General features: G+C 74.4%; 12 protein-coding genes. 3 read left to right on the top strand and 9 right to left on the bottom strand.

The features are described 5' to 3' along the window. Window positions 1-119: 119 nt before the first annotated feature. Entirely contained in the window at window positions 120-1,379 is a 1,260-nt protein-coding gene (locus F8279_RS26485; RefSeq protein WP_151501386.1) for an MFS transporter, read from the bottom strand. Window positions 1,380-1,572: 193 nt separating this feature from the next. On the opposite strand from F8279_RS26485, the gene F8279_RS26480 reads away from it, so the two are divergent. Continuing rightward, on the top strand, window positions 1,573-2,418 hold the full coding sequence (locus F8279_RS26480; protein ID WP_091426468.1) for a DUF6065 family protein: 846 nt from the start codon (window positions 1,573-1,575) through the stop codon (window positions 2,416-2,418). Next, entirely contained in the window at window positions 2,415-3,605 is a 1,191-nt protein-coding gene (locus F8279_RS26475; RefSeq protein WP_151501385.1) for an MFS transporter, read from the top strand. The genes F8279_RS26480 and F8279_RS26475 overlap by 4 nt, the downstream gene beginning before the upstream one ends. A gap of 63 nt (window positions 3,606-3,668) precedes the next feature. On the opposite strand, the gene htpX is transcribed toward F8279_RS26475, so the two are convergent. The 8 genes from htpX to F8279_RS26435 all read right to left on the bottom strand — a co-directional run bounded on the left by htpX (window position 3,669) and on the right by F8279_RS26435 (window position 11,664). Continuing rightward, window positions 3,669-4,547 (bottom strand): zinc metalloprotease HtpX, encoded by an 879-nt coding sequence (htpX, locus tag F8279_RS26470; protein WP_091426472.1) that lies wholly within the window; start codon window positions 4,545-4,547, stop codon window positions 3,669-3,671. 149 nt (window positions 4,548-4,696) lie between these two features. After that, window positions 4,697-6,163, bottom strand: a complete 1,467-nt coding sequence (locus F8279_RS26465) for an NADH-quinone oxidoreductase subunit N (protein WP_151501384.1) — start codon at window positions 6,161-6,163, stop codon at window positions 4,697-4,699. Continuing rightward, window positions 6,160-7,665: a NuoM family protein gene (locus tag F8279_RS26460; RefSeq protein WP_151501383.1), complete on the bottom strand. Its 1,506-nt coding sequence runs from the start codon at window positions 7,663-7,665 to the stop codon at window positions 6,160-6,162. The genes F8279_RS26465 and F8279_RS26460 overlap by 4 nt, the downstream gene beginning before the upstream one ends. After that, window positions 7,662-9,587, bottom strand: a complete 1,926-nt coding sequence (locus tag F8279_RS26455; RefSeq protein WP_151501382.1) for an NADH-quinone oxidoreductase subunit L — start codon at window positions 9,585-9,587, stop codon at window positions 7,662-7,664. Before F8279_RS26455 ends, F8279_RS26460 begins: the two co-directional genes overlap by 4 nt. Further along, on the bottom strand, window positions 9,584-9,952 hold the full coding sequence (gene nuoK, locus F8279_RS26450; protein WP_091426481.1) for an NADH-quinone oxidoreductase subunit NuoK: 369 nt from the start codon (window positions 9,950-9,952) through the stop codon (window positions 9,584-9,586). Before nuoK ends, F8279_RS26455 begins: the two co-directional genes overlap by 4 nt. Next, entirely contained in the window at window positions 9,949-10,581 is a 633-nt protein-coding gene (locus tag F8279_RS26445) for an NADH-quinone oxidoreductase subunit J (RefSeq protein WP_151501381.1), read from the bottom strand. The genes nuoK and F8279_RS26445 overlap by 4 nt, the downstream gene beginning before the upstream one ends. Then, window positions 10,578-11,168, bottom strand: coding sequence for an NADH-quinone oxidoreductase subunit I (locus tag F8279_RS26440; protein WP_091426486.1), 591 nt, complete (start codon window positions 11,166-11,168; stop codon window positions 10,578-10,580). Before F8279_RS26440 ends, F8279_RS26445 begins: the two co-directional genes overlap by 4 nt. A 73-nt stretch (window positions 11,169-11,241) precedes the next feature. Continuing rightward, the gene (locus F8279_RS26435) at window positions 11,242-11,664 is read right to left on the bottom strand and encodes an ester cyclase (protein ID WP_151501380.1); all 423 of its coding nucleotides are present in this window, start codon (window positions 11,662-11,664) and stop codon (window positions 11,242-11,244) included. A gap of 165 nt (window positions 11,665-11,829) precedes the next feature. Between F8279_RS26435 and F8279_RS26430 the strand changes: the two genes are divergently transcribed. Continuing rightward, a partial coding sequence (locus tag F8279_RS26430; protein WP_151501379.1) for a glutathione S-transferase family protein occupies window positions 11,830-12,805 on the top strand: 976 nt, incomplete at its 3' end.

Here is a 12,805-nt window from a genome sequence, read left to right as displayed (position 1 = left end):
CAGTGACGTGCAGGAACGGGGTCACCCGGACCAAGCCGACGGATCCGCTCCAGGACAGCAACGTCGGTCAGGCGGTGAGTCAGACCAGGCCGGGTGACCCCACCCCTACATCCTCACTGTCAGGCGGCGAGCGACTGCTCGGCGCGTACCGCTGTGGCCTCGGCCCGGGCGATCGGGCCGCCGGGCAGCGCGGCGACCGCGGCCCCGACGGCGACCGCCGCCCCGGCGAAGACGAACGCCCAGGGGACGCCGCCGGCGTGGTCGATGATCAGGCCCGCGATCGAGCCGCCGGCGGCGCTCGCCGCGACCGACATGGTCACCACCCAGGTGTACGCCTCGTTCAGCATGCCGGCCGGGGTGATCCGCCCGACGAGCGTGTTCTCCAGGGTGAGCGCGGGGGCGATGGCCGCGCCGCCGAGCACCAGCGCGACGCCCAGCGCCATCGGGTCAGGGATGAACGCGAAGACGATCAGGCTTGCCGCGACTGTGCCGAGCAGCCAGGCGAACTGGCGGGTCATGTTGGCGGCGGGCTTGCGTACGCCGAACCAGAAACCGCCGATGGCGCTGCCGATGCCCCAGACGGCGAGCAGCACGCCCGCGAGGCTCTGCGGGTCGTCGGCGCCGGAGTCCCCGGCGAAGGCCGGGACGATGACGCCGGAGGCGCCGAACGCGATGCCGAGGCTCGCCACGCAGAGCAGCAGCGCGGGGAAGCCGCCGAGCCGCAGCGGGCCGAGCCCTCGGGCGTGGTGCTCGCGCGCGTGCGGGCGCCAGCCGCGCATGACCCGGCCGAGCGCGACGGTGGCGGTGCCGACCAGGGTGACCACCGCGGCACCGACGAGCGCGGCGGAGGCATCGGCGAACAGCACGAAGCCCGCCACCAGCAGCGGGCCGATCACGAACACGACCTCGAACAGCGTGGTCTCGGCGGCGAGCGCGGTGTTGCGCAGGTGTGCCCGGCCGGTGGCGGGGGCGGTGAGGTCGTTCCAGGCTCCCCGGATCGCGGCTGTGAGCGGCGGGTACGTGGCGCCGGCGACGCCCGCGGCCAGGTAGATCAGGCCGAGGTTGCCGCTGTCGGAGCGGGTGGCGACGAGCAGCCCGATCAGGGCGAGCGGGTGGGCGAGCGCGGTGAGCAGCAGGACGGGGGCGGGACCGGCCCGGTCGGCGATCCGGCCGGCGACCGGGCTGAGCGCGGCGCCGGAGAGCGCGTAGATGCCGCCCGCGACGGCGGCCAGGGAGTACCGGCCGGTGACCTGCTCGACGACGAGCAGCAGCGCCAGCGGGGTCATGCCGATCCCGAGCCTGCCGATGATGCCGAGGATCAGCAGCATCGGCGCGCCGGGGATCCGCCAGACGCCCTGGTACTGGCGCAGTGCGGCCACGGTGTGCACCTCCGGGAAGTAACGAGTGAGTCAGCCTCCGACCCTAACGCTCCTGGTGACCGGCCCGGTGGTCGAGTCGGTCACATCGGGCGGCCGGCGCGGGGCTGCCTTACCCGCCGGGAACGAGTAGGTTCGGTGATCGAACGGAGTCCATGCCTACGGCGGGTCGGCCGCCGCCGTGATCGGAGGTCGGATGAGCGGCATGGCTGTCGCGCCGCTGCGGGTCGAGATCTACTCCCTGTACGGCGACGCACGGCCCGCCGAGCCCGCGTCCGCCACCCTCCGGGGTTCGCTGCCGGTCCGCGCGGTCCAGCAGTGCCCACCGGTGGCTGCCGGTTCCGGTCTCGGGTGGTACGTCTACCCGCCCGCCGACGTGGCGCTGCGCTGGGACGGCCACGACACCGAGTGGAGTCTCCTCCACGAGAACGAGCCGGCCGGCTGGCGGTCGTTGGCCGGCGGGTACGACGGCACGCTGCCGCAGGCGCCGGCACAGCTCGCGGACCTGCCGGAGCGGTTCCGGGACGGCCTGGACATCTTCGACCGCTACGGCGGCACCATGCCCTTCATCGACGCCGACCCGCGCGCCCCGCACACGATCGAGATGGTCACCGGGGTGGTGGCCCGTACCTCCCCCGGCTGGTGCCTGCTGGGCCGCGGGGTGCCGAACTGGCCGGCGCAGCGCGGGCTCCAGCTCTACGAGGGCGTGGTGGAGACCGACTGGTACACGTCGTTCCTGCCGACCATCCTGCGCCTGACCGAGCCGGGCCACGTGGTCCGGCTCTACCGGAACATCCCCCTGATGTGCCTCCAGCCGGTGCACCGGTCGACGCTCGCGGCGACGCGGCAGGCCGAACTGGTCACCGGGCAGGGCATCGCGGAGTGGCCGGACGACCTGTGGGCGGACCTGGTGGCGCTGCGCCGCCGCCGGCAGGATCCGCAGATCCGCGGCAGCTACCGGCGGGAGCAGGTCCGCCGGCTACGTGAGCGGGCCGACTACGAGCCGGTCGGCGTCGAGGAGACGGACCCGTCGGATCGATGACCGACACCGCGACGCCCGCGCCCGGCTACCGGGCCCTGTTCCGGCATCCGGTCGCCGCCCGGTTGCTCGTCGCCCGGGGCGTCTCCGAGCTGGGTGACTTCGTCGGGCTGGCGGCCCTGCTGCTGCTCGCCTACGACCAGACCGATTCGGTCCTCGGCCCGGCCGCCGTGTACGCCGCCCGCACGGTGCCCGCCCTGCTGGTCGCGACAGTGTTCAGCGGCTGGCTGGACGTGCCGGCCCGGCGCACCATGCTGGTCGGGCTCTCGCTGGCCGGTGCGGTGCTCATCGCCGTACCGGCGGCGGCGCCCCGGCCGGTGCCGGCGATCGTGGCGGCCGGGCTGCTCGGCGCGGTCCGGGCCGCGTACGCGAGCGTGCACGTGGCGATCACGGCCGAGGCGGTGGAGGCGCCGCTGCGGCTGCCGCTGTTCGGGCTCTCCGCCTTCGCCAACCAGAGCGGCCAGGTCGTCGGCCTGCTCGCCGGGGCCGGCGTGACGGTGGCGCTCGGCCCCCGGGTGGCGCTCGTGATCGATCTGGTCTCGTTCCTGCTCGCGGCGGTGGTCCTCGCCGGCCTGCCGGTGCGCCGGCAGGAGCGCCGGGGTCCACGGCCGCCCGCCACCGCCGGCATCCGCATCATCGCCGCCAATCCGGTGCTGCGGGGCGTGGCGCTGCTGACCCTGGCCACAGTCCTGTCCGGCGGGCTGCCGGAGACGCTCGCCCCGGATCTGGCTGCCGGCGGGTGGCGGCCGGTCGTGCTGGCGGCGTCGTCGTTCGGTGGTGCGGTGTTCGTGCTGGTGGTGGGGCGGCGGGGCTGGCTGGCCCGGGTGACCGGCCAGGTGGTGGCGGCGAGCGCGCTCGGCGCCGCGCTGCTGCTGGCCGGTCTGCTGGTGGCGCTCGACGCCCCGGCGTGGGCGCTCGCCGTGGCGAACGCGCTCGTCGGAGCGGGCGGCGGGTGGCTGATCGGGGCCCAGGCCACGTTCGCGCGGCTGGCGCCCCGGGAGCGGATGGGGCAGGTGGAGGCGACGATCGTGGCCGGCAACATCGTGCTCTCCGGGGTCGGGATCTTCCTGCTCGGCGGGGTGGCGGTGCTGCTCGGCCCGGCGGTCGCCTACCTGGTGGCGGGGGTGGTGCTGCTCGCCGTGGTGCTGGCCGCCCGTCCGGACCGGCTGCCCGAGCCGGCCGTGCCCTGAAGGGCTGCAGACACGAACGCCGCCCGCGTCCGGGTGGACGCGGGCGGCGTTGTGTCACGCGGGTCAGCGCCGGAACTGCACCGGCCCGGAGTTGCGGGCCATCTGCTCCAGGCGGGCCACCCGCTGCTCCATCGGCGGGTGGGTGGCGAACATCGCGGCGATGCCGCCGCCCCGCTTGAACGGGTTGTCGATCATCAGGTGGGCGGTGCTGGCGAGCTGGCCCTGCGGCGCCAGCGGGCGCGCCTGCGTACCCATGTGGATCTTGCGGAGGGCGCTGGCCAGGGCCAGCGGGTCGCGGCTCAGTTCGGCGCCGGACTGGTCGGCCTGGTACTCCCGGCTCCGGCTGATCGCAAGCTGGATCACCGTGGCGGCGATCGGGCCGAGGATCAGCGTGAGCAGCAGCACGGCCGGGTTCGGGCCGTCCTCGTCGTCGGACGAGCCCAACGGGATGAACCAGGCCAGGTTGGCCAGCATGGTGATGATGCCGGCCAGGCCGGCCGCCACGCTGGAGATCAGGATGTCCCGGTTGTAGACGTGGGACAGCTCGTGGCCGATCACGCCACGCAGCTCCCGGTAGTCCAGGACCTCCACGATGCCCTGGGTGACGCAGACCGCCGCGTTCTCCGGGTTACGACCCGTGGCGAACGCGTTGGGCTGCGAGGTCGGGCTCACGTAGAGCCGGGGCATCGGCTTGCCCGCCAGCGTGGAGAGCTCCCGCACCATCTGGTACAGCTCGGGGAACTGTGCCTCGGTGACCGGTTGCGCCTTCATCGAGCGCAGTGCGAGCTTGTCGGAGAAGAAGTAGGTGACGCCGTTCATCAGCAACGAGATGACGACGGCGATGACGAGACCGCCGCTACCGCCGAACCAGTAGCCGATCGCGAGGATCAGCGAGGTCAACAGGCCGAGCAGCGCTGCGGTCTTGAGACGGTTGTGATGCACGATCTCTCCTTCGGTGCACGGACCCTTGCGGGAGGCCCGCTGACCGGTTCAACACACCGGTACCCGTCAACCATCCGGCTCATGGCTGAAAGTTGGCTGGATGTTGCTGTGCACACGCTGAAGCGGTCGCCCACCAGGGCACGAACCGGTCAGCGCGCGGCCACGTCCAGCACCAACTGCGGTGCGAAACCGATCACCACCGCCGCCACGGTGGCCACGCCGAGCGCCAGCGCCACGGTCCGCGCGGGGCGGACCACCGCCGCGCCCGCAGGCGTCGCGTAGAGCGAAGCGGTGACCCGCAGGTAGTAGGCGAGGCCGATCACCGCGTTCAGCGCCACCACCAGCGCCAGCCAGCCCGCGTGCCCGGCCAGCAGCGCGCGTACCACTGTCACCTTGGCGAACAGCCCGGCCAGGCCCGGCGGCAGCCCGGCCAGCCCGATCAGCGCCAGCGCGAACGCGCCGCCCACCCACGGGTGCCGCCGCGCCGCGCCGCGCAGGTCGGCGAGCGTGCCGCCGTCGCCGTCCGCCGGGCGCAACGCCACCACCGCGGCGAACGCGGCCAGCTCCAGCAGCACGAAGAAGATCGCGTACGCGACGGCTGCCGCGTACGCGGCCGCCCGCGCGTCGCCGGTGCGGCCCGCGGTCAGCGCCAGCGCGCCCAGCGGCGCCAGGATGTACCCCGCCTGGGCCACCGACGACCAGGCCAGCAACCGCACGGTACGCCGCTGACGCAGCGCCACCAGGTTGCCGACGGTCATGGTCAGCACCGCCAGCGCCGCCAGCACCGGGCCGGTCAGGTCACCGGGCAGCGCCCGCTGCACCACCGCCAGCAGCGCCACCACGCCACCGAGCTTCGAGGCGGTCGACAGGTACGCGGCCACCGGCAGCGGCGCGCCGTCGTACGTCGCCGGAGCCCAGGCGTGGAACGGCACCGCGGCGACCTTGAACGCCAGCCCGGCCACCACGAGCGCCACCGCGACTGTGGTCAACGGCAGTCCGGTCAGGTCGTCGCGGGCGGCCAGGGTGGCGCCGAGCCGGTCCAGGTGCAGCGTGCCGGTGACCGCGTAGAGCAGCGCCGCGCCGAGCAGCGTCACAGTGGTCGCGACCACGCTCACCACGAAGAACGTCACCGCCGCCTCGGCGCCGGCGAGGCTGCCCCGGCGCAGCCCGACCAGCACGTACAGCGGCAGCGTCAGCGTCTCCAGCGCCACGATCAGCGTGATCAGGTCACCCGCGGCGCCGAGCACCACGCCGCCGGTCATCGCGCAGGCGAGCAGGAAGCAGTACTCGCCGACCGGGGTACGCCCGGCGCGCAGCAGCGGGCCGGACAGCGCCAGCACGCCGAGCGTGAGCAGCGCGATCACCGCCCCGACCAGGGCGGCCCGGCCGTTCCACACCCAGGAGCAGTCGTCACCGACACAGAACGTGCGCCGGGTGTCGTCCGCGCCGACCAGCGCCGCGCCCACGGCCGTGCCGGTCGCGCCGAGCGCCGCCACCGCCACCGTGACGGCGGGCCGCGCCACCAGCAGGTCGACCAGCAGCACCAGCACGGCCGTGCCGGCGGCCAGGTACGCGGGCAGCATCGCCAGGTTGTCGACAGGCTGCACCAGGCTCATGGGACGACCCCCAGCAGCGCCTCCACCGGACCGGAGGCGTAGGACAGCACGAGCGCCGGGGCCAGGCCGACCGCGAGCGCGAGCAGCACCAGCGGCACCCAGGCGGTCAGTTCCGCCCCGGCCAGCCCGGGTGCGAGCCCGGCCACCGCCGGGCTGGGCCGCCCGTGGGTGACCCGGCGCAGCAGCCGCAGGAAGTACGCGGCTGTGAGCGCCCCGCCCAGCGCGGCCAGCACTGCCAGCGTCAGCCAGAGCGGGCCGCCCCGCCGCACGGCTGCGACCACGGCGAACGCCTCACCCCAGAACCCGGCCAGGCCGGGCAGCCCCAGCGAGGCCACAGCCGCGAAGCCGAGCAGCCCGGCCAGCCGGGGCGCGGTCTCCCGCAGCCCGGACAGCTCGGCCAGAGAGCCGGTGTGCGCGCGGTCCTTGACCGCACCGGCCAGGAAGAACAGCAGGCCGGTGATGACGCCGTGGGCGATGTTGCCGATCAGCGCGGCCTGGAGCCCGGTGGCGGTGAGCGTGGCGACGCCGAGCAGCACGAAACCCATGTGCCCGACGCTGGAGTACGCGATGAGCCGCTTCAGGTCGTCCTGCGCCAGGCAGACCAGGCCGCCGATCAGGATCGCGGCGACGGCGAGCACGCCGAGCACCGGCGCGGCCCAGCGGGCGCCCTCCGGGGCCACCCCCACGGCGACCCGGATCAGCCCGTACGTGCCCATCTTGAGCAGCACCCCGGCGAGGATCACGCTGCCGACGGTCGGCGCCTGGGTGTGCGCGTCGGGCAGCCACGAGTGCAGCGGCCAGAGCGGGCTCTTCACCGCGAACGCCAGCGCGAGCAGCGTGAACGCGGCGAGCTGGGTGCCCCGGGACAGCCCGGCGCCGCCGGTGAGCGTGACCAGGTCGGCGGTGCCCGCGGCGGCCACCACCACGTAGACGCCGACGAGCAGCAGTACCGAACCGAACAGTGTGTAGAGCGCGAACTTACGGGCCGCGCGCCGCCGGTCCGCGCCGCCCCAGCCGGCGATCACCGCGTACATCGGCAGCAGGACGACCTCGAAGAACAGGAAGAACAGCACCAGGTCGAGCGCGAGGAACGTGCCGAGGATGCCCACCTCGACCACGAGCAGCAGCGCCACGAGCGCCCGCCCGCTGCCGCCGCCGGGCGGCACCCGCCACAGCGTGTACGCGCAGCACAGCAGCGTGAGCAGCGCGGTCAGCACCACCAGCGGCCAGGAGATGCCGTCCACGCCGAGGTGGAAGCGCAGGTCGAGCCCGGGCACCCACCGCAGGTCGAGCTGGTGCCACGGCTGCACCGCCGGGCGGGGCCCGTACCCGAACCAGCCGTGCTCGCCGCCGACCAGCGGCAGCGTCGCCAGCAGCGTCAGCCCGGCGGCGACGGTACCGACCACCCGGCCCGCCCGGTCGCCCGGCACGACGGCTGTGGCCAGCGCGCCGAGCGCCGGGACCGCGACCACGGCGACCAGCAGGACCTGCCCGAACGTCATGAGGTCACTCCGATCAGCGCGACCGCGAGGCCGATCAGCAGCGCACCGGCGAGCACACCGGCCGCCGCGCGCGGCAGCGCCGCCCGGTGCAGCGCGGCCAGGCCGCCGCCCACCTCGACCGCCGCCCGGCCGCTGCCCTCGACCAGGCCGTCCACGCCGAGTTCGTCGCCGGTACGCACGACCCGCGCCAGCGCGCCCGTCGGGCGTACGACCAGCGTGTGCTGGACGTCGTCGAGCCGGAACGCCCGGGCGAACACCGGCCGCAGCGGACCCAGGAAGCGGGCCGGGTCGGCGGCCGGGTCGCGGCGCCAGCCAGCCCAGGCGACGCCCGCGCCCGCGAGCAGCAGCAGGAGCGGCAGGATCAGGTTCGGCGCCAGGTGCACCAGCTCGACCGCCTCGCCGGTGTCGTCGCCCGGCACCCGCAGCCGGTCGGCGAACCACGGCGCGAACGCGGCCAGGCCGAGCAGCGCGGCCGGAACCGCGAGCAGCAGGACCGGCCAGCGCAGCAGGGCGGGCGGGTCGTGCGGGCGCAGCAGCGGCGTGCGGGTCGCGCCGAGGAAGGTGCGCAGCAGCAGGCGGGTCGCGTACCAGGCGGTCACCGCCACCCCGACCAGCCCGGCCAGCCAGACCAGCCAGCCCACCCAGGCCGCTGTCGGCCCGGCGCCGTCGAGCGCGGCCGCCTCGGCGGCGGCGAGCACGCCGTCCTTGCTCCAGAAACCGGAGAGCGGGGGTACGCCGGCCAGCGCGCCGAGGCCGACCACCATGCACCAGAAGGTCACCGGCATGGCGGTACGCAGGCCGCCCATGCGGGACATCAGCGTGGTGCCGACGGCGTGGATCACCGCACCGGCGGCGAGGAACAGCAGCGCCTTGAACGCGGCGTGGGTGAGCAGGTGGAACAGCGCGGCGGCCGGTGCGCCGACCGCCAGCGCGCCGGTCATGTAGCCGATCTGGGACACGGTCGACCAGGCGAGCACCCGCTTGATGTCGTCCTGCGCGGTGGCGGCGAACGCGCCGAGCAGCATGGTGATCGCGGCCATCACGCCGAGTACGGCGAGCGCGGCCGGGGCGCGTTCGAACAGCGGGAACAGCCGGGCCACCGCGTACACCCCGGCGGCGACCATGGTGGCGGCGTGGATCAGCGCGGACACCGGCGTGGGGCCGGCCATCGCGTCCGGCAGCCAGGTGTGCAGCGGGAACTGGGCGCTCTTGCCCGCCACCCCGGCGAGCAGCAGCAGGCAGGCGGCGGTGAGCGTGCCCGTGCCGTAGTCGTGGGCCAGCACGTCGGCGATCCGGAAGCTGCCCGCGCCCACGCCCAGCAGGGCGATGCCGAGCAGGAAACCGACGTCACCCACGCGGGTGACCAGGAACGCCTTCACCGCCGCGCCGGGCGCCTCGGGCAGCCGCCGGTCGTGGGCGATGAGCAGGTACGAGCAGATGCCCATCACCTCCCAGCCGACCAGCAGCATGATCAGGTCGCCGGACACCACCACCGTGAGCATGGCGGCGGTGAAGAGGCTGAGCTGGGCCGCGTAGGGCGGGTACCGGTGGTCGACGTCCACGTCGTCGTGCGGGCCCCGGCGCAGGTAACCGATCGAGTAGACCTGCACGGCCAGCGCGACCGCCGTGACAGCGGTGGCGACGAGCACCGCCACGCCGTCCAGGCGCAGGCCCAGCGTGACCCGAAGCCCGCCCAGGTCGACCCAGGTGGTGGACGCCTCGACCGGGGCGTCGACGCGGAACAGCAGCGCCAGCGCGGCCAGCAGCGACACGGCCGCCCCGGCCACGCCCAGCGCGACAGCCGACCGCCGGGCCGCCGCCCGGTCCTGGCGCGGGGCGGGCGGCAGCAGCAGGCCGAGCAGCCCGGCGACGAGCGGCGCGGCCGGCAGCACCGCCGCGAGCCACAGCGTCGGCGTACTCACCGGACCGCTCCTTCCACATCCGGCCGCCCGGACGCCGGGCCCACCGCGACCGCCGGCACGGGCTCGCCCAGTGGTACGTCGTCGACCGTGACGCTCGCGCGCAGCCGGTAGAGCTGGAGCACGATGGCCAGCCCGACGCCGATCTCGGCGGCGGCGAGCACGATCACGAACAGCGCGAACACCTGACCGGAGTGCGGCAGCACGGCCTTGACGGTGGTGTCGGCGGTGACCAGCACCAGGTTCACCGCGTTCAGCATCAGCTCCACCGCCATCAGCACCAGGACGGCGTTGCGGCGGCGAAGCACGCCGTACACGCCGAGGCCGAACAGCAGCGCGGCGGTGACGTACGGGATGACCGGCCTCACGGGCGGCCGCCCTCGTCGGCTTGTGGCGCGGCGCTGACCGGGCGCTCGCCGCCGGTCCGGTCGCCGTCGGCCGGCGGGCCGGTGGCCGGGCTGGGCGCGGCCGGGCTGGGCGCGGCCGGCGTGGGCGCGGCCGGGCGGCCGATGTCGGGGCGGGAGAGCACGATCGCGCCGACCAGCGCGGCCAGCAGCAGCACCGACAGCACCTCGAACGGCAGCACCCAGGAACGGAAGATCTGCTCGCCGAGGCGCTCGGCGGTGCCCGCGTCGGGCAGGTCCACCCGGGACCAGCGGAACGCGTCGATCAGCAGCACCGCCAGGCCGAGGCCGCTGCCGGCGCCGACGAGCGCGGCGGCCCAGCCCGGCCGGTCCAGGTCGTCCGACGGGCCGATCGGCGCGCGGGTCAGCATCACCGCGAACAGCAGCAGCACCACCACCGCGCCGACGTAGATGAGCACCTGCACCCAGGCCACCAGCTCGGCGGTCAGCACCAGGTAGTCACCCGCGAGCGCGCCCAGGCACACCACCAGCCACAACCCGGCCCGGACCAGGTGACGGGTGGCGACCACCAGCGCGCCCGCGCCCACCGCCACCGCGCCGAGCGCGAGCAGCAGCACGTCCGCACCGATCATGAGGCAGCGCCTCCGCCCGGATCGGTGGCGGCGTCGGGGCGTACCCCGGAAGGAGCCGGACGGGCCGACGGACCCGCCGCCTTCCGGGCGGCGGTGGTCTCCTCCTTGGAGGGGTCGCCGAGCGGGTCGTGGGCCGGCGGCGGCGGCACGGTGGCCATCCACTCGCCCAGGTGGTCCTTGTCGTGCAGCAGGTTCTTGATGTCGTACTCGGCGTACTCGAACTCGGGCGACCAGTAGAGCGCGTCGAACGGGCAGACCTCGACGCAGATACCGCAGTACATGCAGAGCGAGAAGTCGATGTCGAACTTGTCGAGCACGTTGCGCTGGCGGGGGCGGGCGGCGCCGGGCACCGCCACCTCCTCCTTGTGCGAGTCGATGTAGATGCACCAGTCCGGGCACTCCCGCGCGCAGAGCATGCAGACCGTGCAGTTCTCCTCCAGCAGCGCGATCACGCCGCGGGAGCGGGGTGGCAGCTCCGGCTCGACGTCCGGGTACTGCTGCGTGGTCGAGCGGCGGGTCATCGTCTTCAACGTGACCGCCAGGCCCTTCACCAGGCCCCCGCCGGGCACTCCACCGTGCTCGCTCATGCCGCCCATCCTGCCCTGTGGCCCGGGCGCGCGCGACCACCACCCGGCGCTTTGGCCCGGGCGTGCGGCCGGATCACGCCTCGCCGGGTGTGAGCGGGGGCAGCATCTCCACGCCGAGCTGCTGGAGCACCTGGAACAGCTCGTTGACGCTCCACACGTCCACGATCCGGCCCTCGTCGTCGAAGCGCAGGAACGTCGCGCCCGAGTAGCTGACGACGCGGCCGGTCGGCGGCACCGGGCCGAACTGCCCGGCCTGGGTGCCTGCGGCCCGCCAGCGCACCGCCACCCGGGCGCCGGTCGCCACCACCTCGACGATCTTGTAGCGCAGGTCGGGGAACGACGCCCGCCGGTCCCGGTGCCAGGCCAGCACCGCCGCCGGGCCGGTGCCGCCGAGCCCCGGGCAGTCCGCCGCCACCAGCTCGTACGCGCTCTTCTCGCGCCCCGCGTTCCACACGTCGGCGACGAAACGCCGGGCTGCCGCCTCCACATCGGTCACGGCGGGCAGCCTATGCCCCTCTCCGGGGCAGTCGCCCCGCCGGTCTCCGGCGCAGTCGCCCCGCGTCTCCGGCGCACTCGCCCTGCCGGTCTCCGGCGCAGTCGCCCTGCCGAGAGCGGCCGGAGCGACCATGATGGGAGCGAAAAAGCGAACTCGGAGGTGGGTGTGGGCAGCGACGACGAGGTCCTGAACCGGACCGGCGGCAAGTACGTGGAGCCGGGTGGCGAGTTCACCCGGGACCAGCGCTACATCGCCACCCGGATCACCGCGGACGGGAGCAACGGCTGGCCGGTGGAGCCGGGCCGCTACCGGCTGGCAGTCAGCCGGGCCTGCCCGTGGGCCAACCGGCTGATCATCATCCGGCGGCTGCTCGGGCTGGAGGACACCATCTCGATGGCCGTGGCCGGGCCGACCCACGACAAGCGGAGCTGGACGTTCGACCTGGACCCGGACGGCAAGGACCCGGTGCTGGGCATCGAGCGGCTGGCCGACGCGTACTTCGCCCGCTTCCCCGGCTACGAGCGCGGCATCACCGTGCCGGCGCTCGTCGACGTGCCCACCGGCCAGGTGGTGACGAACGACTACGCCCAGATGAGCCTCGACCTGTCGACCGAGTGGACGGCGCACCACCGGCCGGGCGCGCCGGACCTCTACCCGGAACCGCTGCGCGGCGAGATCGACGAGGTGAACGCGGTCGTCTTCGCTGATGTCAACAACGGCGTCTACCGGTGCGGCTTCGCCGGCAGCCAGGAGGCGTACGACAAGGCGTACCACCGGCTGTTCGACCGGCTGGACTGGCTGAGCGAGCGGCTGGCCGGGCAGCGGTACCTCGTCGGCGACACGATTACCGAGGCGGACGTACGGCTGTTCACCACGCTCGTCCGCTTCGACCCGGTCTACCACGGGCACTTCAAGTGCAACCGGCAGAAGCTCAGCGAGATGCCGGTGCTGTGGGCGTACGCCCGGGACCTGTTCACCACGCCCGGGTTCGGCGACACCATCGACTTCGTCCACATCAAGCGGCACTACTACGAGGTCCACCGGGACATCAACCCGACGGGCATCGTGCCGCTCGGCCCCGACCTCAGCAACTGGCTGACTCCGCACGGCCGGGAGGAGCTGGGCGGCCGCCCCTTCGGCG

The organism is Micromonospora sp. AMSO1212t, assembly GCF_008868145.1.
Taxonomy (GTDB): Bacteria; Actinomycetota; Actinomycetes; order Mycobacteriales; family Micromonosporaceae; genus Micromonospora; species Micromonospora tulbaghiae.
This window is presented reverse-complemented; position numbering and strand designations above follow the sequence as displayed.

Bases quoted from the DNA above. Each gene is read 5' to 3' on its own strand.
- F8279_RS26460 (WP_151501383.1), bottom strand. From the start codon at position 7,665: ATGACGTTCGGGCAGGTCCTGCTGGTCGCCGTGGTCGCGGTCCCGGCG.
- F8279_RS26480 (WP_091426468.1), top strand. From the start codon at position 1,573: ATGAGCGGCATGGCTGTCGCGCCGCTGCGGGTCGAGATCTACTCCCTG.
- F8279_RS26475 (WP_151501385.1), top strand. From the start codon at position 2,415: ATGACCGACACCGCGACGCCCGCGCCCGGCTACCGGGCCCTGTTCCGG.
- F8279_RS26440 (WP_091426486.1), bottom strand. From the start codon at position 11,168: ATGAGCGAGCACGGTGGAGTGCCCGGCGGGGGCCTGGTGAAGGGCCTG.
- F8279_RS26465 (WP_151501384.1), bottom strand. From the start codon at position 6,163: ATGAGCCTGGTGCAGCCTGTCGACAACCTGGCGATGCTGCCCGCGTAC.
- F8279_RS26445 (WP_151501381.1), bottom strand. From the start codon at position 10,581: ATGATCGGTGCGGACGTGCTGCTGCTCGCGCTCGGCGCGGTGGCGGTG.